Genomic DNA, 20,837 nt, shown 5'->3' on the forward strand with positions numbered 1-20,837 from the left:
TCGGTTAAGCTAGGTCTCATGACCCTTCGACCGAACCCCGGGGATGACGCGATCGAGCTCGCCGACCGCAGTCTCGACCTGGGTGAATGGGCCGCGCGAACACCGAACGCCGCGGCCGTCTTCACCGCCGCGGTGCGGGACTGGCTGACGACGAACCTGACCGGGAGATTCGCGCGATTGCGGGGGCGCGGCGGTCCCGGCAGCGAACACGAATTCTTCGCCGAGCGGCTGGAGTGGGATCGCCACCTCGCGGCCGCCGGCTGGACGTGTCTTGGCTGGCCCGTCGCCCACGGCGGGCGCGGGGCCACGATCGAGCAGCGCATCATCTTTCACCAGGAGTATGCGCGAGCGAACGCCCCCGCGCGGGTGAATCACCTGGGAGAAGAACTGCTGGGGCCGACCCTCATCGAGTTCGGGACGCCCGAACAGCAGCGGCGGTTCCTGCCCGGGATCGTCGACGTCACCGAGTTGTGGGCGCAGGGCTACTCCGAACCCGGGGCAGGCAGCGACCTCGCGGGGGTGAGCACCTCCGCCGAGCTCGAGGGCGACCGGTGGGTGATCAACGGTCAGAAGATCTGGACCTCGCTGGCACATCTCTCGCAGTGGATCTTCGTGCTCGCCCGGACTGAGAAGGGGTCGTCGCGCCATCGCGGTCTCAGCTTTCTCCTGGTACCGCTGGATCAGCCGGGTGTCACCATCCGCCCGATTCAGCAGATCACCGGAACCAGCGAGTTCAACGAGGTCTTCTTCGACGGCGCGGAGACCGGCGCCGACCTGATGGTGGGGGCTCCCGGCGACGGCTGGAAGGTGGCGATGGCATTGCTGCAGTTCGAGCGCGGAGTTTCCACGCTCGGTCAGCAGGTGGGCTTCGCTCGGGAACTCGACCAGCTCGTCGAGGCCGCGCAGCGCAACGGGGCCATGGCGGATCCGGAGATCGCGAGCAGGCTCCGTCGCGCGCGCGTCGGTCTGCACGTGATGAACGCGCATGCTCGACGGGCCCTCGGCGGCGACGTCACCTCGCAGGACGGAGCCGCTTCGGTGGCCAAGCTGCTGTGGGCCAACTGGCACCGCGACCTCGGGCAGCTCGCCGCCGACGTGATCGGCGCACCGATCCTGCTCGGCCCCGACGAGACCACCCAGGGCCGCCCCAACCACGTCCACGACCCGCTGCACGTCGAGCTCGACGAATGGCAGCGTCTCCTGCTCTTCACCCGCGCCGACACGATCTACGGCGGCTCGAACGAGGTGCAGCGCAACATCATCGCCGAGCGGGTGCTCGGCCTTCCGCGAGAGGCACGACCATGACCCGTCCCGACCGGCCCGTCTCACCGCTGGCCTCCCCGCCCGCGGAAATCGGCGGACACGGCCTGCTCACCGGACAGCGCGCCGTGGTGACCGCTGCGGCCGGCACCGGCATCGGTTTCGCGACCGCCCGTCGTCTGCTGCTCGAGGGCGCCGACGTGCTGATCTCGGACTTCCACGAACGCAGGCTGTCCGAGACCCGGGAAACGCTGGCCGCCGAGTTCCCGGAGCGGACGGTCACCGCAGTCGTGTGCGACGTCTCGAGCACCGCCCAGGTCGACGCGCTGATCGCCGCCGCCGCCGAACGGCTCGGGCGGATCGACCTGCTGGTGAACAACGCGGGGCTCGGCGGCGAGACCCCGGTGGCGGAGATGACCGACGAACAGTGGGACCGGGTCGTGGACATCACGCTGAACAGCACCTTCCGCGCCACCCGCGCAGCGCTCCGGTACTTCCGCGATGCCGGGCACGGCGGGGTGATCGTGAACAACGCCTCCGTGCTCGGATGGCGGGCCCAGCGCGGTCAGGCCCATTACGCAGCGGCCAAGGCCGGCGTCATGGCGCTCACCCGGTGCTCGGCGCTCGAGGCCGCCGACTACGGCGTGCGGATCAACGCCGTCGCGCCGTCGATCGCCCGGCACCCGTTCCTGGCCAAGGTCACCAGCGACGACCTGCTCGACCAGCTCGCCGCCGGCGAGGCTTACGGTCGGGCCGCCGAGGTGTGGGAGATCGCCGCCACCATCGCGATGCTCGCCTCGGGCTACACCACCTACCTGACCGGCGAGACCGTCTCGATCTCGAGTCAGCGCGCCTGATCGTCACCGCCGCCGCAGCACAGAGGAGTCCTCCCCATGTCCAGTCCGCAGGCCTACATCGTCGATGCGATCCGTACCCCCGTCGGCAAGCGCGGTGGATCGCTCGCGCATGTGCATCCGGCCGACCTCGGTGCGCACGTGATCTCGTCGATCCTCACGCGCACCGGCATCGACCCGGAGGCTGTCGACGACGTCGTCTTCGGGTGCGTCGACACGATCGGCCCGCAGGCCGGCAACATCGCGCGGACCGCGTGGCTGGCGGCGGGGATGCCGCTCGGCGTTCCGGGCACCACCGTCGACCGGCAGTGCGGTTCGAGTCAGCAGGCGATCCACTTCGCCGCGCAGGCGGTGATGAGCGGCACCCAGGACGTGGTGCTGGCCGGGGGCGTGCAGAACATGAGCGCCATCCCGATCAGCCAGGCGATGATCGCCGGTCAGGAGTTCGGGTTCACCACTCCCACCGCGGAATCGGTGGGCTGGACCGAGCGCTTCGGGGACGCCGAGATCAGCCAGTTCGTCGGCGCCGACATGATGGCGAAGCGGTGGGGCATCGCGCGCCGGGACTCCGAAGAATGGGCGCTGCGCAGCCATCAGCGGGCGCGAGCGGCGATCGCGGACGGCCGGTTCGGTGCCGAGACCGTCCCGTTGGGCGAGTGCGTGGTGGACGAGTGCCCGCGCGAGACGAGCCTGGAGAAGATGGCTTCGCTCGACGTGTTGGTGCCCGGTACCGAGCTGACCGCGGCGATGGCCTCCCAGATCTGCGACGGCGCCTCGGCCACTCTCGTGGTGTCCGAGCGCGCCCTGACCGAGCACGGTCTCACTCCCCGCGCGCGGATTCACCACATGACGGTGCGGGGCGACGACCCGGTCATGATGCTGTCCGCACCGATTCCGGCCACCGCGCACGCGCTCGCCACATCCGGGATGACGATCGACGAGATCGACGTCGTCGAGATCAACGAGGCGTTCGCGCCGGTGGTGCTCGCCTGGCTGAAGGAGACCGGCGCCGATCCCGAGCGCGTCAACCCGAACGGCGGCGGGATCGCCCTCGGCCATCCGCTGGGGGCCACCGGGGCGAAACTCTTCGCGACGCTCCTGTGCGAGCTGGAGCGCACCGGTGGCCGCTACGGATTGCAGACGATGTGCGAGGGCGGTGGCACCGCGAACGTGACGATCGTCGAACGGCTGGGTTGACGTCGAACGGCTGGGCTGACCCGGGCGCGGATGCCCTCGTCGGCGACGTCGCCGCACTGTGATACACCTCATTCGCTGAGGTAGCATTGAGACGAGCGCCGGGCTGTCGTTCCATCGGCCCGCCGTCAAGAATCTCACCGGAAGTGTGGAGGGTCGGATGACCAAGCCAGTAGAGAAGACCGCGCGCGCCGGAGACAAGGTGTCCTCCGAAGCGCATACCCTCAGCGAACTGCTCGAGATCCAGAAGGCTGCGTTTCTGCGCGACGGGATCCCCGACGCCGCGACCCGGATCGACCGGATCGCGCGGCTCGGTCAGCTTCTTCTCGACAATGCCGAGGAGATCACGGCGGCGTTGAACGAGGACTTCGGCACTCGCCCGCGCGAGGTCTCGGTCACCACCGACGTCGCAGGCTGCCTGATCGATCTGACCGATCAGCGCCGGCACGTCGCCGAGTGGATGGAGGAGACCAACGTCGCCAAGCTGCAGGGGATGCTCGGGCTCAAGCAGCGCCTGCGCCACGACCCGCTGGGCGTGGTAGGCATCATGGGGCCCTGGAACTTCCCGCTGCAGCTGACCTTTGTGCCCGCGGGCTCGGCGTTCGCCGCAGGCAACCGCGTGCTGATGCGGCCCTCGTCGGTCACCGCGAAGACCACCGAGGTGATCGCGCGGGTGGCTCCGGACTACTTCTCGATCGAGGAACTGGCCGTGGTCACTTCCGCGCACGGCGGCGGCGCGGATTTCGCGAAGCTTCCGGTGGACCACATGTTCTTCACCGGTTCCCCCGAGGTCGGCGCCTCGGTGGCCGCAGAGGCCGCGAAGAATCTGGTTCCGGTGACCCTGGAGCTCGGCGGCAAGAATCCGGCCATCGTCGACCTCGACACCGACATCACTGAGGCGGCGAACTTCCTGGCCGATGCCCGCATGATCAACGGCGGCCAGGTCTGCCTGTGCCCGGATTATGTCTTCGTTCCCGAGGGCAAGGTCGGCGAGTTCACCGAGAAGGTGCTCGCGCGCTGGACCAAGATGTTCCCGAGCATCGTCGACAACACCCAGTACACCTCGACGGTCAACGAGAAGAACTACACCCGCATCGTCGGGCTGATCGAGGACGCCGTGGAGCTCGGGGCGACCAAGCACCAGGTGATCCCGGCGGGTGAGGATCTGCCGAACGCGCCGACGCGCAAGATCCCGCCGACTCTGCTCACCGGGGTCAAGGCCGGCATGAAGATCGAGGAGGACGAGGTCTTCGGTCCGGTGCTGACGGTGTACCCCTACCGGGAGCAGAGCGAGGCGATCGACAAGATCAACTCGGCCGGCCATCCGCTCACTCTCTACTGGGTCGGCAAGGACAACGAGCGCCTCGCGCACGTCGCCGATCACACCCGCAGCGGCTCGATCAGCGGCAACGACTTCGCCATGCACCTGCTCACCGGTCATCTGCCGTTCGGCGGCGTCGGTCGCTCGGGCATGGGCAACTACCACGGAAAGTTCGGCTTCGACACCTTCACCCATGAGCGCGCGGTGTTCGTGTCCAGGCTGCCGTTCAAGTTCGCGGACCTGGTCACGCCGCCGTTCTCCGGCTTCGACGGCAAGCTCGTCGACTCGCAGATGAAGATGTGGAAGTTCCTCAACGGCCGCGCCCTGCGCAAGGTCAACAAGCGCTGAGCTCGCTCCGCGGTCCGCGCAGCGTGGACCGCCGTCGAGAACCGCCCCGGTACCTCTCCCTCACGGTGCCGGGGCGGCGTCGTGTCCGGCGGGTGTTCTTCCCGACCGGCGACCAAGCAATTGCTAGGGTTGATCTCGACTTCGCTCGATCAGCGAGACGGATCTCGACTTCGCTCGATCAGCGAGGCGGATCTCGACTTCGCTCGATCAGCGACAGGGACGACGAGGAGGCATGCCGGTGGCTGCGAGAACGACGGGCGGTTCGCGGCGCGACGAACTGCTGGTGATCGCCGGCGATCTGTTCGCCGACCGCGGGCTGCGGGCGACGACGGTCCGCGACATCGCCGATGCGGCAGGCATCCTTTCGGGCAGCCTGTACCACCACTTCGACTCCAAAGAGTCGATGGTCGACGAACTGCTCCGAGGCTTCCTCGACGATCTCTTCGCGCGATACCGGGAGATCGTCGGCGCGGGCCTGAACGCGGCAGACACCTTGCGACAATTGGTGATCGCATCGTTCGAGTCCATCGACGCGCAGCACACCGCTGTCGCGATCTACCAGAATGAGGCGCGGCGGTTGGCCGACGAGGAGCGCTTCGCCTACATCGCCGATCGCAACGTCGAGTTCCGGGAGCTGTGGGAATCGGTGTTGCGGCGCGGCGTCGACGACGGCGAGTTCCGCGCCGACCTCGATGTCGAGCTGGTCTACCGTTTCCTGCGCGACACCGTGTGGGTGGCAGTGCGCTGGTACCGGCCCGGCGGACCCAAGAGCGTGGACCAGATCGCCGGCCAGTACCTGTCGGTGGTGCTCGACGGGATCCTTCCGAGGTGAAATTCACCTTCCCTTTGTTGCCGTTTCTGGAACAAAAGGAAGGCAGGTTTCCGCCGTGCCCTGGAATCGCCGGGGATCCGGGCGTCGGATCAGCGCCGCGCGGAGGCGGTGACGGTGAACTTGCGATTCCGGGCGATCTGCCGGGTCGGCCCGACGATCCTCTCCAACGCCGGCCGGTAGCGCAGGTGTGAGTTCCACACGCACCACAGTTCGCCGCCGGGTCGCAGCGCGCGAGCCGCCTCGACGAACAAGTGCTCGGCGATCCCGGTGCTCAGCGCCGCATCGCTGTGGAACGGCGGATTGAGCAGCACCAGTTCCTGCGTCGCGTTCGGCAGCGTCTCGGCGCCGTCGGCGGGCACGACGACCACCCGGTCGGCGACGCCGTTGGCGCGGGCGGTCGCGCGGGCCGACGACACCGCGGCGGCCGAACGGTCCGTGGCGGTCACCCGGAGGGTGGGGTGGCGTCGCGCGAGAGCGGCGGCGATCACGCCGGATCCGCAGGCGAGGTCGACGGCTGAGGCGACGTCCGGGAACTGCGGCGACTGGTCGAGCAGGAACCTGGTGCCGATGTCGATCCGGGTGCCGGCGAACACGCCGCCGTGTGCGACGACGGTCAGGCCGAGGTCGGGGTGGTTCAGTCGGCGAGGCCACTCCGCGGTCGCGTGCGCGCCGTCGGATACGCGTGGGCCCGAGGCGATGAGCACGCGAGACTTCTGACGGGCACGGGTCACGTCGACTCGGTCGAACACGGTGTGCAGGACCTCGTTCATGGACACCGACATGTGTTTGATCCGCCCGGTCGCGAACAGCCGGACGGACGGATCGGCGTATGCGGCGATCAGCGCGGCGACCTCGGCCAGCCGGTCGAGGGCGCGGGGCAGCCGGAGCAGCACCGTCGTCGCGCCGCGGAACGTCTCCGGCCCCAACGGCACGGAGTCGAACCGGTCGGCGGGGCCGAGGCGTTCGGCGTTCGCGGCGAGGGCGCGTTCGCCGGTGATCAGGTCCTGATGCACCCGGATTCGCCGGGCGCCTGTCTCGGCGGCGCCCAGGGTGAGGGCTCCGTACGCATCGTCGACCACCACCAGCGCACCCGGTGCGGTGCCGGCTATGGCGGCGGCGCCCTCGTCGAGGAGCAGCCGGTCGGCCGCGTCGGCGGCGGCCAGGCCCGGTCCCTCGACGTCGGGAAAGCGTCGCAGCGCGCTGAGGTCCACCGGTTGATCCACGAGTTCTGAGACTACCGATCATTTTCGGCGCGGCCGCCGGTCTATATGTGTGACGGCATTCCACCACGGTTGCCGCAGACCTCAGGAGGACACCATGCACGACATGATCTTCGTCAATCTGCCCGTCGCCGACCTGGACCGCTCGCGCGCCTTCTTCGAAGGACTCGGGTACCGGTTCGACGACCGCTTCTGCGACGGCAACGCCCTGGCCCTGGTGCTCGGCGACGCCATCGTCGCGATGCTGCTGCGTCGTGACTTCTACGCCACCTTCACAGACAAGAAGATCGTCGACGCGACCGCCGAGAGCGAGACGCTGCTGGCGTTGAGTGCGAGCAGCCGCGACGAGGTCGACTCGCTGGTCGACAAGGCGGTGGAGCACGGTGCCACGGCCGGGCGCACCGAGGATCACGGGTTCATGTACGGCCGGACGTACGACGACCTCGACGGCCACACGTGGGAGATCATGTGGATGGAGCCGGCCGCAGTCGAGGCAGGCCCGGAAGAATACGCGAAGCAGCAGGGAGTGTGATGTGACCACCGACGAGGCGGCCCCTTCGACGAGCACAGGGCAGTGCTTCGAAGAGCTCGCGACCGGGATGCGCGCCGAGCTCCTTGCGCACTGCTACCGCATGCTCGGCTCGCCGTCTGACGCCGAAGACGTGCTGCAGGAGGTCTACCTGCGGGCGTGGCGCGGATTCCACGGCTTCGAAGGGCGCTCGTCGGCACGCACCTGGATGTACAAGATCGCCACCAACGCCTGCCTGAACGCGTTGGAGAGTCGGGGCCGGCGACCGTTGCCCACCGGCCTCGGGGCGCCGGAATCCGATCCCGGCGTGCCGGTGGTCGCCGACGAGGAGACGCCGTGGTTGGGGCCGCTCCCCGACGCGGCGCTCGGCGATCCGGCCGAAGTGGCCGCGCGGCGGGAAAGCGTCGGCCTGGCGATGGCTGCGGCGCTGCAGCATCTGCCGCCGCGTCAGCGTGCCACCCTGATCCTGCGTGACGTCCTGGTGTTCTCCGCCGCCGAGACCGCAGAGCTGCTGGACACGACGGTGCCGTCGGCGAACAGCGCGCTGGCGCGGGCACGCAAGACGCTGGCGCAGGCCCAGGCACGTGCCGGCATCGGCGAGGGCCGACGGGCAGCGGAACTGACCGAACACGAGCAGCACGTCTGGGCGGAGTTCTGCGCGGCGTTCGAGCGGCACGACATCGACGGCGTCGTGAAAGTCCTCGCAGCGGACGCGATCTGGGAGATGCCGCCGTTCCCGGGCTGGTACCGCGGTGCTGCGGCGATCGGCGTCCTGACCTCCACCCAGTGCCCGGCCCAGCGCGCCGGCGACCTGCGCATGATCCCCACGGTGTGCAACGGGCTTCCTGCGGCCGGAATGTACCTGCGGCAGCCGGAGGGTGACGTGTGGCGGCCGTTCCAGCTCGACGTGCTCACCCTCGAAGGCGGCGAGGTGGCGCACGTGGCGGCGTTCTTCCTGCCGGACGCGTTCCGGCTCGCCGGCCTGCCGGCGGAGGTGCGCTGACTCGGACCTCGGGCGCTTGCGCGGAACCGGCCGGCGCGGCAGAGTGGTCGGGTCGAGATCAACGTCGAAGGGGTGCCATGGCGAAGTCGGAACGGCTGCGTACGACGACGATCGCGTGCGCCTGCGCCAGTCTGATCGCTCTGACCGGATGCTCGGTGGACGGCTCGGCCCATCGCGGCGACGAGGCGTCGGCCGCCAGCGGGATCGACGATTCCGCCCGCCGCTCGGCCACGAGTTCCGTCGAGACCTCCGCACGCCGGTCGAGCGAAGACGAGACCACCGGCCCCAGCCGCTCGAACGCCGTCGAGAGCACGAGCGCCGAGGCCTCGCCGGGCGCCGCGGCGAAGGCCTGGGACATGACCTGCACCGACTACAACCGGCTGAGCCCGGAAGACGCGAAAGCGGTCACCGCCGAACTCGGTCGCCGGCTGAACAAGAAGCAGCTCGTCGAGAACTCTCGCTCGTGGGCGATCGTCAAGGAGTTCTGCAAGAGCGGATTGGTCCGCAACAGTCAGGGCGTCCGCGACTCCGGCTGATCGGCGCCGATCCGTGCGATGGCGTCCAGCCGGGCGCGGGCCTGCGCCATCACCGACTGGATGAGGTCGTCGCAGCTGGGGAGGTCGTCGATCATGCCGACCACCTGGCCGGAAGCGAAGACGCCCGCGTCGGGGTTGCCGTCGACCATCGCGGCGCGCAGGAGCATGGGGGTGTTGGCCGCCATGATGATCTGCTGCCACGTGCGTTCTCCGGAGCGCCTCATGGCGCGGCCGTCGCGCAGGAGCGACGTCCAGCGCATCCCGGTGAGCTGTTTGAACTCATTGGCGTTCCGGGCGGCGGCGATCAGCGCCTTGGCGCGCGAGCCGCTTTCGAGCGCCTCGACCAGATCGGTACGCAAGACGCGGTGCGGCATGCCGTCGACCTTGGTCGAGACGACCGTGTCGCCCAGCCCGCGCCGGAGGTACTCGTGTTTCACGCTGTCGGGCACCTCCGAGTCCGAGGTGAGCAGGAATCGAGTGCCCATGGCGATTCCGGAGGCCCCGTAGGAGAGGGCCGCGACCAGCCCGCGGCCGTCGAAGAAGCCGCCGGCCGCGATCACCGGAATGGCGGTCTCGCCGTCTCGCCCTCCGAGCGCGTCGATCACCGACGGCAGCAGCAGGGAGGTGGCGACGGGACCGGTGTGGCCGCCGCCCTCACCGCCCTGCACGATCACCGCGTCGGCACCCCAGCCGGCGACCTTGACCGCGTGCTTGGCGGCGCCGATCGACGGGATCACCACCGCCCCCGCGTCTTTCAGCTTGGCGATCAGCTCCGGTTTCGGTGCGAGCGCGAACGACGCCACCTTCACACCTTCGCGGATCATCAGGTCGACCCGCTCCGCCGCGTCGCTCGCGTCGGCGCGGAGATTCACGCCGAAGGGCCTGTCGGTGAGCGACTTGGTCTGGGCGACGGCGGCGGCGAGCTCGTCGTACGTCATCGTGGCCGACGCGAGAATCCCCAGCCCGCCTGCATTGGCGGTGGCCGCGGTGAGCTGCGGTCCGGAGACCCAGCCCATCCCGGTCTGGACGATCGGGTACTCGACGCCGACGAGGTCGGTCAGTCTCGTCCTCAGCGGTGCCGACCTCATGACCGGACCTCGCGGTTCCGTACACCCTTGGGGTCGAGGACCTCGCGGATCAGCGTCAGCTGTTCGACGGTCGGGGTGGCGGTGACCGGTGCCGAATCGAGCTCGGCGACACTGAATCCGGTGTTCTCCGCGACCTGATCTGCCCTGACGCCCGGATGCAGGGACAGGGCCCGCATGCTGTGACCGGGACCGCCGAAGTCGAAGACGCCCAGATCGGTGACCACACGATGGATGTGCACGTGGTCGAACGCCGGATTGCGCTCGTCGACCCGGTCGAAGCCGACACCGCAGACGATGTCGACCGACTCGGTGAAGATCCTCGTGCTGTGTCGGGGCACCCAGTAGCTGGTCGCATGGTTGATGGTGTTGCCGGGAGCCCCGCGTACGCCGAACATCTGCCGGGTCGGGTGTTGCAGGGGACCGAACGCCGACAGGTTCTGATTGCCGAAGCGGTCTATCTGGTTGGCGCCCATCACCACGTGACGGCGGCCCGACGCGACGACGTCGAACACCTTCCGGAAGGGCAGCCAGCCTTCGATCGCGCCGGAGCGGCCGATCGCCGGGGTGTCCGCCAGGATCAGCGCCTCGCCGTCCGTGATCAGCAGCTCGGGTTCGGTGGTGAGCCGGGCGAGCCGGGCGCCCAAGAGCGGGACCGGGGCCATCGGCGACGCCATGATCTCTCCCGCGCCGTCGAAGATCGCGGCGCACGCGGCCACGCAGTACTCGGCGCGGCTGATTTCGGCGCTCATCGGGCCTCCTCCTGTTCGGTCTGCCATTGCGCCACTTCGCGCTGGTAAGTCTCTTCGTCGACGGCGAGGAATCTGTCGCGGAACGCGGCCCACGCCTCGTCGTCCGCCGCGGACTCGACGTAGAACCGCTGAAAGGCTTCGTCGCGCGGGTACTCGCCGGCAAAAGTGAAGTGCGCTCCGTTCGGCGCGAGCACCACGCGGTCGACGTCCATCCGGTTGATCAGCAGGCGTTCGCGGGCGACACTGTCGACCAGCTCATCGGTGGGCACCACACGGTCGGCCTCCAGATAGCGGCGGTCAGCGGCGGCCAGGAAGAGGTCGTCGAAGTACGGGTCGACGCCCGTGTACGCCGCGTTGCCGTGGCAGTCGGCGACGTCCAGATGCACCAGGGCGGCGTCGAGCCGTAGGGCGGGCATGGCGATGAGCGTCTGGATCCGCCCGTCGGAGTCCGGATACGGCGACTCGACGGTCTTGAGCTCACCGTCCCAGAAGGCGGGGACGTCGGAGCCGAGACCGGCGCGGATCGGCAGGAAGGGGAGCCGTGCGGCCGCCGCTTCGAGCCCGCACTTGATCATGCCCTCGTCCATCTCACGCACCTCGAGGGAACCGGAAGTCCGGGCCCGGGCGAACCAGGGGTCGTAGAAGGGCGCCGAGTCGAGGGAGACGAACCCGTAGTAGGCGCGCCGGACCTTCCCTGCGGCACAGAGCAATCCGAGATCGGCGCCACCGTAGGCGACGACGGTCAGATCCTTGACGGCGGATCGGGCGAGCGCCCTGACCAGGGCCATCGGCTTGCGGCGCCCGCCCCACCCGCCGATGCCGATCGTCATGCCGTCGTCGAGGTCGGCGATCACGTCGTCGAGCGAACTGGTTTTGTCCTTCGGCATGTCAGCGAGCGCCCTTCTCTGCTGTTGTGTCAGGTGTCCCGCTCGCTCCGCTCCCGGCGACGGTGCCATGCGTCCCGCTCGCTCCGCTCCCGGCGACGAAGGCATCGCGGTGCTCGTCGCCGACTCCGGCAAGGTTGAGCTCGTAGGTGTAGCGCTGCTCCATCAGGTAGCTCTTCTTCACGTCGACGGGATCGATGTTGTTGATGGCGGCCTTGGCGGCCCGGATCACCCGGGTGTCCTTGGCGGCGATGCTGCGGCCCACCTCCATGGCGGCCTCGATCAATTCGTCACGGGGCACCACCCGGTACACCGATCCGAAGTGCTCCAGCTGCTCGGCGGTGACGTTCTGCGCGGTGTAGTAGAGCGTGCGCATCAGATGGTGCGGCACCAGCCGGGCCAGATGCGTCGCGGCGCCCAGCGCGCCCCGATCGACCTCCGGCAGTCCGAAGACCGTGCCCTCGGCCGCGACGATCACGTCGGCATTGCCGACCAGGCCGACGCCGCCGCCGACGCAGAATCCGTGGACCGCGGCGATCACCGGGACGGCGCAGTCGTACACCGCCGAGAAGGCGGCGGCGCAGCCCTGGTTCGCCCCGATGAGGGCGTCGAAGCCGTCGGTCTCCTGCATCTCTTTGATGTCGACGCCGGCGTTGAAGCCGCGCCCCTGCGCGGTGAGGATCACCACGCGGGTCTCGGGATCGTCGCCCGTGGTCTTCAGCAGGGAAGCCAACGCGAACCAGTCGGCGGTGGTCAGCGCATTGACCGGCGGCCGGTCGACGGTGATCACGGCGATGCCGGGTTCGGGACGGACGGTGCTGATCGGCACGTGGGTACTCCTCACCGAGCCTGTTCGGCTCCGTTCTACCAAGCAAGTGCTTGGTTGTTTGCTACGGTAGCACCATGACAGCAGCGGTGCACGGAGTCGGGCTCGACCTCAGCGGCCAGGTGGTCCTGGTGACCGGAGGCGTGCGCGGCGTCGGCGCGGGCATCGCGACGGTGCTCGCGGACGCCGGAGCGATCCCGGTGGTCTGCGCGCGGCGGCCGGGCGACGGCGCGCCGGTGCACGAGTTCGCCGCCTGCGACGTCCGCGACCCCGCCGCCGTCGCCGCGATGGTGGCCGGAATCGTCGACCGTCACGGGCGGCTCGACGGGGTGGTCAACAACGCCGGCGGTTCGCCGTTCGTGCTGGCCGCCGAGGCATCCGACGGCTTCTCGTCGAAGATCGTCGAGCTGAACCTGGTGGCGCCCTTGGTGGTCGCGCGGGCGGCGCAGGCGGTGATGGCCGGGCAGGACGGGGGCGGCGCGATCGTCAACGTGTCCAGTGTCAGCGGCCATCGGCCCTCGCCGGGCACCGCCGCTTACGGCGCGGCCAAGGCGGGGCTGGACAACCTGACCACCTCGCTCGCCGTGGAATGGGCGCCGAAGGTGCGCATCAACTCGGTGATCGCCGGGCCGGTGCGGACCGAGTCGTCGCACCTGCACTACGGCGACGACGACGGGGTGGCCGCCGTCGGGCGGACCATCCCGATGGGCCGGCTGGCCGAGCCCGCCGACATCGGGAACGCAGTGGCGTTCCTCTTGTCGCCGTTGGCGTCGTACATCACCGGTTCCACCCTCACCGTGCACGGGGGCGGAGAGAAGCCCGCTTTCCTGGACGCGGCGAACGCGGGCAACTCCCCGCTCGGCAGTTGAGCCGTGGTGCCGCGAACGCGGGGAACCCCTTATCGCTGGTTGAGCCGTGAGGAGCGCAGCGACGAACGTGTCGAAACCATCCGAAACAACTGGAAGGACGAAGTCCATGACTGAACACCTGAATGAGGGCCGGACCGTGATCGTGACCGGTGCCGGGCAGGGGATCGGGCGCGCCCATGCGCTGGCCTTCGCCGCGAGCGGCGCCCGGGTGGTGGTCAACGACTACGACGCCGACTCGGCAGCCGCCGTGGCTGCCGAGATCCGGTCCGCCGGCGGACAGGCGGCGGCCGCGCCGGGCGACGTCGCCGACTGGGTGACCGGCGAGCGGATCGTGCGGACGGCGCTGGACGAGTTCGGCGGGATCGACGTGCTGGTGAACAACGCCGGATTCGTGCGGGACCGCATGCTGGTGTCGCTCTCCGAGGACGAGTGGGACTCGGTGGTGCGCGTGCACCTGAAGGGTCACTTCGTGCTGCTGCGTCATGCCGCCGCATACTGGCGCGAGCAGGCCAAGGCCGGAGTGCCGCGGCAGGCGCGGATCGTCAACACCTCGTCCGGTGCGGGGATCTTCGGCTCGGTGGGGCAGGGCAACTACGCCGCGGCCAAGGCGGCCATCGCCGAACTCACCATTCAGGCGGCGGTCGAGCTGGGGGGTTACGGTGTCACCGTGAACGCGATCGCCCCCGCCGCCCGCACCCAGATGACCATGGGCGCCGGTGAGGCGATGGCCGCGCAGATGGCGGCACCGGGCGACGGCTCGTTCGACGCGATGGATCCGGCGAACATCTCGCCGCTCGTCGTGTGGCTCGGATCGCCCGACGCGGGCGGGGTCACGGGACGCCTCTTTGAGGTGGAGGGCGGCCGGATCACCGTGCTCGACGGCTGGCAGCGCGCCGCCTCGATCGACAAAGGCGCTCGCTGGGAGCCCGCCGAGCTGGGGCCCGTCGTCGTCGACCTCCTCGGCAGATCTCCGGAACAGGTGAAGCCCTATGGCGCTCGATGACGACGAAAAGGTCTCGGCGGCAAAGGCTTACGTCGATGCGCTGGTGAGTCACGATCCTTCACCGGTGCCGCTGCACCCGGCCTGCACGCGGACCGAACTCGGGGTGAAGACCGGGCGCAACGGCGGGCACATCGCCCGCAGCCTCGCCCGCGGGCCGCAGTTCCGGCTGATCCACGCGGTCAGCGACTTCACGGCGACCGTCGAGGGGAACCGTGTGGACACCAGTTACCTGGTGCACGTGCGGCCGAAGGCGCTCGGACTCGGAGCGCGGGTGATCGAGAGATTCGAGTTCGACGACGACGGCCTGATCACCGCGATCGTCGCGAACTTCTCCCCGCCACGCCGGATCTGACGACGACAGACGACGCCGCCCGGTGGATCCACCGGGCGGCGTCGTGTTTCGGGTTCGCGGGTCAGGCGCTCGGCGCGCGCACCACCAGCGGGACGCCGGGGAACAGGGCGGCCAGCTCCGAGCGCGATTTGCGCAGGGCCGCAGTGCCGTAACCGTGCTTGCGCTTCTCCGGGCGGATCCAGATGCGGACGTCCACCTCGCCGTCGTTCAGTTCGCCGAAGACCATGCCGATCTTGGCGTCGCCCTCGATGGCGACCAGCCAGACGGCGTCCTCGTCGTCGACGCGCTTGACGCCCTGGGCGATCTCCTCGGACAGCTCGCCCGCCGCGGTGCCCGAACCGTCGGCGGCCAGGCCGATCTCGGCGGTGCGCTCGGACAGGATGTCGGCATCCTCTTCTGCGGAGAACGGCCGCAGTCCCAGGCTGTCGCTCGCGGCGGCCGGACGATCGGCGGCGGTGAAGGTGATGGCGGCGTTCAGGTCGTCGAGCTCGGCCTGGTTCTTGCGGCGCTGGTCCTTGGTGAGCTGATGGAACGACATGTTCAGCACGGCGTCGACGCCGAGCGGCGTGGCGCCGAGCAGTTCGGAGAGCGCGGCCACGGCGGCCCCGCGGTCTTCTGCGTCCACGATCACGTCGAGGACTTCGTGTCGACGCTCGAGCGCGGTGAGCAGGGCTTGGGTGATTTCGCGGCGGGCCGTCGCTTTGTCCACATCAGTCATGCATCCAATGTAGGCCCGAAACCGTGGTTACGGATGGGTAGGAACCAGATGTTTACACGGAGGAGTTTCGTGGAACTGAAACACGTTCTAGTCTTGGGGCATGGCTGAAACTGCGACCCGCGAGTTGACCGACGAGTACCTGCGGACCGGTGTGCATCTCGGGGACCTGATGGTGGCGGCGCTGCGCCGGCACCGCCTGGACCCCGTGTTGCAGATCGCCGGCACCGAACTGACCGGTGGCCAGCTGGCCGACGAGATCAGTTGCTATGTACAGGCTTTCGCCAGTCTCGGCGCAGGACCCGGGACCGCCGTCGGACTGTTGTCGCTCAATCGGCCGGAAGTGCTCATGGTGATCGGCGCCGGCCAGACGCAGGGCTGGCGGCGGACGGCGCTGCACCCGCTCGGCTCGCTGACCGACCACGCTTACGTCCTCAACGATGCCGGGATCGAGACACTGGTGATCGACCCGGTCCCGATGTTCGTCGAACGGGCCGTCGCGCTGCTCGACGAGGTGCCCGGGCTGCGCACGATCCTCACCTTCGGCCCGGTGCCCGAGGAACTGGCGAGCGTCGGCGTGGATCTGGTCGCGGAGGCCGCGAAGTACGACGCCCAGCCGCTCACTGCGGCTCTGCTGCCGCCCGATCACGTCGTCTCCATCACCTACACGGGTGGCACCACGGGCAAGCCGAAGGGGGTCATCGGCACCGCGCAGGCGATGGCCACGATGACGTCCGTCCAGCTGGCCGAATGGGAGTGGCCCGAGCGCCCGCGGTTCCTGATGTGCACACCGCTCTCGCACGCGGGCGCCGCGTTCTTCGTGCCGACCCTGATGAAGGGCGGCACCCTGGTGGTGCTGAAGCGCTTCGATCCGGCGGAAGTGCTGGAAACCATAGAGCGGGAACGGATCTCGGCCACGATGCTGGTGCCGACCATGCTGTACGCCCTGCTCGATCATCCCGATTCGCGGACCCGGGATCTCAGCTCCCTGCAGACGGTGTACTACGGCGCCTCGTCGATCAATCCAGTCCGGCTGGCTGAGGCGATCGAACGGTTCGGGCCGATCTTCGCGCAGTACTACGGGCAGTCCGAGGCGCCGATGGTGATCAGCTACCTCCCCAAGGGCGAGCACACCCCGCAGCGCCTGACCAGCTGCGGCCGGCCGTCGGCGTTCCTGCGCACCGCACTGCTCGACGACGACGGTGCGCCCGTGCCGCCGGGCGAGCCCGGTGAGATCTGCGTGTCCGGCCCGCTGCTGGCCGGCGGCTACCTCGGGCTTCCGGAGCAGACCGCCGAGGCGTTCCGGGACGGTTGGCTGCACACCGGCGACGTGGCCCGGGCTGACGACGACGGATTCTGGTACATCGTCGACCGCACCAAGGACATGATCGTCACCGGTGGATTCAACGTCTTCCCGCGCGAGGTGGAGGACGTGATCGCCGGGCATCCCGCGGTGGCCCAGGTCGGCGTGATCGGGGTACCCGACGAGACCTGGGGCGAGGCGGTGACCGCGGTGGTGGTGCTGCGCCCGGACTCCGCGGATTCGGAGGCGGCGCGGTCCGCCGTGGCGGACGAGATCCGGGCGCGGGTGAAGGAGGCCAAGGGCGCGGTCCAAGCGCCCAAGGCGGTGATCTTCGCCGAGGCGCTGCCGCTGACCGCCCTCGGCAAGCCGGACAAGAAGGCGTTGCGAGCACAGTTCTCGTGATCTGCGGGCACCATGGGCGACATGGCGTCCCACGATCTCTCCAGTCTGCCCCCTGAACTGATCGACGGACTCGGCGTGCGTTCCGCATGGCCGGTCTCGGGCGGCGACATCGCCTGGGCCTACCGGCTGGACACCGCCGACGGTCCGTTGTTCCTGAAATGGCGGCCGGATGCCTCGCCGGGCCTGTTCCAGCGGGAGGCCGCCGGACTGCAGGCGCTGCGCGCCCACAGTGGTGAGCTGTGCGTCCCGGAGGTGTTGCGGGAGAGCGCATCCGGACTGGTGCTCGAGTGGATCGAGAGCGGGCCGTCGTCGTCGACGACCGAAGCCGACCTGGGTCGCGGGCTCGCGGCGTTGCACCGCACCACCAACCCGTCGTTCGGCGGGCTCGACGGGGTCTCCGCCGGCTATCTCGGCTCGGCTCAGGTGGATCTGACGCCGACCGCGGACTGGCCGGAGTTCTTCGTCGAGCGCCGGGTGCGGCCGCTGATCGACCGGGGGATCGCCGAAGGCGCGGTGCCGGCCGAAGCGCGCAGTCTGATCGATCGCCTGGCGCCGCGCGCGGCCGAGTTGTGCGGTCCGCCCGAACCTCCGGCGCTGGTGCACGGCGACCTGTGGGCGGGCAATCGGATGGTCGGCGCCGGGAGCGGAGCGAGTGGGCCGGATGGCCGGGGCGCCGACGGCCGTGGCACGGGTGGCCGGAACTGGCTCATCGACCCGGCGGCGCACTGGGCGCACCGGGAGATCGACCTGGCGATGATGACGCTGTTCGGCGGGTTCGGGCCGGACGGCTTCGCGGCCTACGACGAGGCCTTTCCGCTCGCCGAAGGCTGGCGCGAGCGGCTCCGCTGGTACCAGCTGCCCCCACTGCTGGTGCATGCGATCCTGTTCGGCGACGGGTACGGCGCCGAAGCCCTCGCGGTGCTCCGGCACTACGCGCGATAGGCTCCCGAACTCCCGAATCGCGCGCACGGCGTCATTGTCGCCAGGGATCGAGGACCTCGACACCGGTGCGCTGGATGTCGGCGGTGTTGCGGGTCACCACGATCAGATCGTTGGCGAGCGCCGTACCCGCGATCAACGCGTCGTGCTTCGGCGCCGGATCGGGAACGTGCAGTACGGCGACGCGGCGCGCCACCGCGAGATCGATCGGCAACGTACGGTCCGCGAAGGCGGGGAGCAGTCGGTCGGTGAACCAGGAGTCCAGGAGCTTCGCCTGTGCCGGATCCCGCCGAGCGAGGCGGAGGATTCCGGTCTCGATCTCGATGAGTGTCACGACGCTGATGGCGAGATCGAGCGCGCTCTGTGCGTCCACCCACGCGCGAACCTGCGCGGCGCCCCGGCGGCTGCGCAGTTCGCTGACGACGTTCGTGTCGAGGAGGTACTTCACGTGAAGTCCGCGGGCTCGATTCCGAGTCCGCCGGTCTCGACGTCGAAGTCGACGTCGTCGTCCATCTGCAGCCAGGTCCCCAGTCCGGCGGGTGACGCGGTGAGGCGCTGGTACTCGTCGAAGGACAGGACGACGAGCGTGGGGCGGTTGTGCTCGGTGACGACGACCGGGCCCTTTGCGGCCAGTCGCTTGACGTGACTGGGATTCCGGTTGAAATCCGTGGCGGGAACTGTGGTCGTCATCGGGCCCTCCCAAGCGCTCTTTTTGTAGTACCTATCACTACTCTAGTTCTTTTCGGGTCCGAGGGCGTCCGGCCACCGAGCGCTCCGGTCCGGCGAGCATGGTCCGTGGCAGAGTGAAGCCATGACGAACCAGCAGCCGAGCGCCTCGGCCGACATCACCATCGCCGCGGCTCCGGCCGCCGTGTACGCGCTCATCACCGACCTGGACGTGCTGGCCGAACTCGCGGCCGAGACCACGTCCATGCGGTGGACCAAGGGCGATGCTGCCCGTCCGGGTGCGAAGTTCAAGGGCCGCAACAGCAACGACGGCAAGTCGTGGACCACCACATGCACCGTGACCGTCGCCGATCCCGGCACGGCCTTCGAGTTCGAGGTGACGAGCCTGATCATCCCGATCGCGCGGTGGCGCTACGACGTCGAACCCGTCGACGGCGGCTGCCGGGTGACCGAGAGCACCTGGGATCGGCGCCCCGGCTGGTTCGCGCCGATCGGCGCGAAGGCCACCGGCGTGGCCGACCGCGACACCGCGAACCGGGCGCACATCGAGTCCACCCTGGCGAATCTGAAGGCGCGCGCCGAGCAGAGCTGAGCCGGTCTGCTCGGCGCATCTCGCTGCGTCAGAGGCGTTCCAGGATCGTCGCCGTCGCAAGCGCCCCGCCGGCGCACATGGTGACCAGGGCGGTCGACGAGTCGCTCCGCTCGAGCTCGTGCAGGGCGGTGGTGATCAGGCGCGATCCTGTGCTGCCGACGGGGTGGCCGAGCGCGATCGCACCGCCGTTGACGTTCACGCGATCCAGGTCGGCGTCGTGCACCTGCGCCCAGGACAGGACCACCGACGCGAAGGCCTCGTTGATCTCGACCAAGTCGATGTCGGACATGGACATCCCGCTCCTGTCGAGTACCCGTTGGGTCGCCTGGACCGGCCCGTCCAGGTGGTAGTACGGCTCGGCGCCGACCAGAGCCTGTGTCTTGATCCGGGCGCGCGGGCGCAGTCCCAGCGCGCGGGCGCGGTCGGAGTCCATCAGCAGGACGGCCGCGGCGCCGTCGGAGATCTGCGAGGAGTTGCCCGCGGTGTGGATGCCGTCCTCGAGCACAGGCTTGAGTCCGGCGAGGGACTCCCGGCTGGTCTCGCGCAAGCCCTGGTCCCGGTCGACGGTGAGGGTCTCGCCGGTGAGTTCGCCCTCGCGCGTGTGCTCGGGGGCCGAGACGGTGAGCACCTCGCGGTCGAAGCGACCCTCGTCCCAGGCCCGTCGCGCGTTCTGCTGACTGCGCACGCCCAGAGCGTCGACGTCGTCGCGGGTGATGCCGCGTCGTCGTGCGATGCGTTCGGCGGCCTCGAACTGGTTCGGCATGTCGATGTCCCACGACGACGGCCGTCGTGGACCGGCTTCGGTGCCGACGTTCGCGCCCAGCGGCACGTGCGACATGCACTCGATTCCGCACGCGATCCCGACGTCGATCGCACCGGTGGCGATCAGCCCGGCGACAAGGTGATTCGCCTGCTGGGCGGAGCCGCATTGACAGTCGACGGTGGTGGCGCCGGTCTGCCAGGGGAGGCCGGCGTGCAGCCACGCGGTGCGGGTCACGTTGTTGCCCTGCTCGCCGACCTGCATCACGCAGCCGCCGATCACCTGCTCGACGAGCTGGGCGTCGATGCCGGCCCGTTCCACTACTCCGGACTGTGCGGCGCCGAGGATCTCGGCGGCGTGGAGCCCGGACAGCCAGCCGTTACGGCGGCCGATCGGGGTGCGGACTGCTTCGACGATCACGGGGTCACCCATGCCGGGCCCTCCTTCGAGACGGATTTCTAGATTGGTCTCAGTCAAAACTAGAACATGTTCTTGTTAGAGTCTATGACCTGTGGCACAGTGGGCAGTGCAGAGACTGAAACCGGTTCTCGTCTCATCGGGCCGGATCAAG

The 20,837-nt window shown here is 69.3% G+C and carries 23 protein-coding genes; 14 read left to right on the forward strand and 9 right to left on the reverse strand.

The features are described 5' to 3' along the window. Positions 1 to 18: 18 nt before the first annotated feature. The 5 genes from C6V83_RS03810 to C6V83_RS03830 all read left to right on the forward strand — a co-directional run bounded on the left by C6V83_RS03810 (position 19) and on the right by C6V83_RS03830 (position 5,809). Entirely contained in the window at positions 19 to 1,305 is a 1,287-nt protein-coding gene (locus tag C6V83_RS03810; RefSeq protein WP_105941272.1) for an acyl-CoA dehydrogenase family protein, read from the forward strand. Further along, entirely contained in the window at positions 1,302 to 2,117 is an 816-nt protein-coding gene (locus C6V83_RS03815) for an SDR family oxidoreductase (RefSeq protein ID WP_105941273.1), read from the forward strand. The genes C6V83_RS03810 and C6V83_RS03815 overlap by 4 nt, the downstream gene beginning before the upstream one ends. Before the next feature lie 36 nt (positions 2,118 to 2,153). Next, entirely contained in the window at positions 2,154 to 3,311 is a 1,158-nt protein-coding gene (locus tag C6V83_RS03820; protein ID WP_105941274.1) for an acetyl-CoA C-acetyltransferase, read from the forward strand. A gap of 157 nt (positions 3,312 to 3,468) precedes the next feature. Further along, positions 3,469 to 4,977 carry an aldehyde dehydrogenase family protein gene (locus C6V83_RS03825; RefSeq protein ID WP_105941275.1) on the forward strand — a complete coding sequence of 503 codons (1,509 nt, stop codon included), beginning with the start codon at positions 3,469 to 3,471 and terminating at the stop codon, positions 4,975 to 4,977. Positions 4,978 to 5,215: 238 nt separating this feature from the next. Further along, the gene (locus tag C6V83_RS03830; protein WP_407646238.1) at positions 5,216 to 5,809 is read left to right on the forward strand and encodes a TetR/AcrR family transcriptional regulator; all 594 of its coding nucleotides are present in this window, start codon (positions 5,216 to 5,218) and stop codon (positions 5,807 to 5,809) included. Positions 5,810 to 5,898: 89 nt separating this feature from the next. On the opposite strand, the gene C6V83_RS03835 is transcribed toward C6V83_RS03830, so the two are convergent. Beyond that, the gene (locus C6V83_RS03835) at positions 5,899 to 7,032 is read right to left on the reverse strand and encodes a class I SAM-dependent methyltransferase (protein ID WP_234353848.1); all 1,134 of its coding nucleotides are present in this window, start codon (positions 7,030 to 7,032) and stop codon (positions 5,899 to 5,901) included. A gap of 94 nt (positions 7,033 to 7,126) precedes the next feature. Here C6V83_RS03835 and C6V83_RS03840 point away from each other — a divergent pair, with 94 nt between their 5' ends. The 3 genes from C6V83_RS03840 to C6V83_RS03850 all read left to right on the forward strand — a co-directional run bounded on the left by C6V83_RS03840 (position 7,127) and on the right by C6V83_RS03850 (position 9,097). Further along, entirely contained in the window at positions 7,127 to 7,561 is a 435-nt protein-coding gene (locus tag C6V83_RS03840; RefSeq protein ID WP_105941277.1) for a VOC family protein, read from the forward strand. Between the two features lies 1 nt (position 7,562). After that, the gene (locus tag C6V83_RS03845; protein WP_105941278.1) at positions 7,563 to 8,561 is read left to right on the forward strand and encodes a sigma-70 family RNA polymerase sigma factor; all 999 of its coding nucleotides are present in this window, start codon (positions 7,563 to 7,565) and stop codon (positions 8,559 to 8,561) included. 77 nt (positions 8,562 to 8,638) lie between these two features. Continuing rightward, positions 8,639 to 9,097, forward strand: coding sequence for a hypothetical protein (locus C6V83_RS03850; protein ID WP_105941279.1), 459 nt, complete (start codon positions 8,639 to 8,641; stop codon positions 9,095 to 9,097). Here the strand turns inward: C6V83_RS03850 and C6V83_RS03855 are convergent. The 4 genes from C6V83_RS03855 to C6V83_RS03870 are packed head-to-tail and all read right to left on the reverse strand — an operon-like array spanning position 9,073 to position 12,647. Next, complete coding sequence (locus tag C6V83_RS03855; RefSeq protein ID WP_105941280.1) at positions 9,073 to 10,185, reverse strand: NAD(P)H-dependent flavin oxidoreductase; 1,113 nt, start codon at positions 10,183 to 10,185, stop codon at positions 9,073 to 9,075. The two genes, C6V83_RS03850 and C6V83_RS03855, sit on opposite strands and share 25 nt — an antisense overlap. Beyond that, on the reverse strand, positions 10,182 to 10,934 hold the full coding sequence (locus C6V83_RS03860) for a CoA-transferase subunit beta (RefSeq protein ID WP_234353849.1): 753 nt from the start codon (positions 10,932 to 10,934) through the stop codon (positions 10,182 to 10,184). Before C6V83_RS03860 ends, C6V83_RS03855 begins: the two co-directional genes overlap by 4 nt. Beyond that, a complete protein-coding gene (locus C6V83_RS03865) occupies positions 10,931 to 11,821 on the reverse strand; it encodes a CoA transferase subunit A (RefSeq protein ID WP_105941282.1) in 891 nt (296 codons plus the stop codon). The genes C6V83_RS03860 and C6V83_RS03865 overlap by 4 nt, the downstream gene beginning before the upstream one ends. 1 nt (position 11,822) lies before the next feature. Further along, a complete protein-coding gene (locus C6V83_RS03870) occupies positions 11,823 to 12,647 on the reverse strand; it encodes an enoyl-CoA hydratase family protein (protein WP_105941283.1) in 825 nt (274 codons plus the stop codon). A gap of 74 nt (positions 12,648 to 12,721) precedes the next feature. Between C6V83_RS03870 and C6V83_RS03875 the strand changes: the two genes are divergently transcribed. From C6V83_RS03875 to C6V83_RS03885, 3 genes are all read left to right on the forward strand, one after another. Next, positions 12,722 to 13,513 carry an SDR family oxidoreductase gene (locus C6V83_RS03875; RefSeq protein ID WP_105941284.1) on the forward strand — a complete coding sequence of 264 codons (792 nt, stop codon included), beginning with the start codon at positions 12,722 to 12,724 and terminating at the stop codon, positions 13,511 to 13,513. A 106-nt stretch (positions 13,514 to 13,619) separates the two neighbouring features. Further along, complete coding sequence (locus C6V83_RS03880; RefSeq protein ID WP_105941285.1) at positions 13,620 to 14,516, forward strand: SDR family oxidoreductase; 897 nt, start codon at positions 13,620 to 13,622, stop codon at positions 14,514 to 14,516. Further along, on the forward strand, positions 14,503 to 14,868 hold the full coding sequence (locus tag C6V83_RS03885) for a hypothetical protein (RefSeq protein WP_105941286.1): 366 nt from the start codon (positions 14,503 to 14,505) through the stop codon (positions 14,866 to 14,868). The genes C6V83_RS03880 and C6V83_RS03885 overlap by 14 nt, the downstream gene beginning before the upstream one ends. 61 nt (positions 14,869 to 14,929) lie before the next feature. On the opposite strand, the gene C6V83_RS03890 is transcribed toward C6V83_RS03885, so the two are convergent. After that, positions 14,930 to 15,586: a GNAT family N-acetyltransferase gene (locus C6V83_RS03890; protein WP_105941287.1), complete on the reverse strand. Its 657-nt coding sequence runs from the start codon at positions 15,584 to 15,586 to the stop codon at positions 14,930 to 14,932. Positions 15,587 to 15,686: 100 nt separating this feature from the next. On the opposite strand from C6V83_RS03890, the gene fadD8 reads away from it, so the two are divergent. Further along, on the forward strand, positions 15,687 to 17,288 hold the full coding sequence (gene fadD8, locus C6V83_RS03895; RefSeq protein ID WP_105941288.1) for a fatty-acid--CoA ligase FadD8: 1,602 nt from the start codon (positions 15,687 to 15,689) through the stop codon (positions 17,286 to 17,288). Between the two features lie 21 nt (positions 17,289 to 17,309). After that, the gene (locus tag C6V83_RS03900; RefSeq protein WP_105943696.1) at positions 17,310 to 18,230 is read left to right on the forward strand and encodes a fructosamine kinase family protein; all 921 of its coding nucleotides are present in this window, start codon (positions 17,310 to 17,312) and stop codon (positions 18,228 to 18,230) included. A gap of 31 nt (positions 18,231 to 18,261) precedes the next feature. On the opposite strand, the gene C6V83_RS03905 is transcribed toward C6V83_RS03900, so the two are convergent. Next, positions 18,262 to 18,675 (reverse strand): type II toxin-antitoxin system VapC family toxin, encoded by a 414-nt coding sequence (locus C6V83_RS03905; protein ID WP_105941289.1) that lies wholly within the window; start codon positions 18,673 to 18,675, stop codon positions 18,262 to 18,264. Further along, positions 18,672 to 18,917, reverse strand: a complete 246-nt coding sequence (locus tag C6V83_RS03910) for a type II toxin-antitoxin system Phd/YefM family antitoxin (RefSeq protein ID WP_105941290.1) — start codon at positions 18,915 to 18,917, stop codon at positions 18,672 to 18,674. Before C6V83_RS03910 ends, C6V83_RS03905 begins: the two co-directional genes overlap by 4 nt. Before the next feature lie 121 nt (positions 18,918 to 19,038). On the opposite strand from C6V83_RS03910, the gene C6V83_RS03915 reads away from it, so the two are divergent. Next, positions 19,039 to 19,506: an SRPBCC family protein gene (locus tag C6V83_RS03915; protein WP_105941291.1), complete on the forward strand. Its 468-nt coding sequence runs from the start codon at positions 19,039 to 19,041 to the stop codon at positions 19,504 to 19,506. A 28-nt stretch (positions 19,507 to 19,534) separates the two neighbouring features. On the opposite strand, the gene C6V83_RS03920 is transcribed toward C6V83_RS03915, so the two are convergent. Then, positions 19,535 to 20,698: a steroid 3-ketoacyl-CoA thiolase gene (locus C6V83_RS03920; RefSeq protein ID WP_105941292.1), complete on the reverse strand. Its 1,164-nt coding sequence runs from the start codon at positions 20,696 to 20,698 to the stop codon at positions 19,535 to 19,537. Positions 20,699 to 20,837: the final 139 nt, after the last annotated feature.

The sequence above is a fragment of the Gordonia iterans genome (assembly GCF_002993285.1).
Classification (GTDB): Bacteria; Actinomycetota; Actinomycetes; order Mycobacteriales; family Mycobacteriaceae; genus Gordonia; species Gordonia iterans.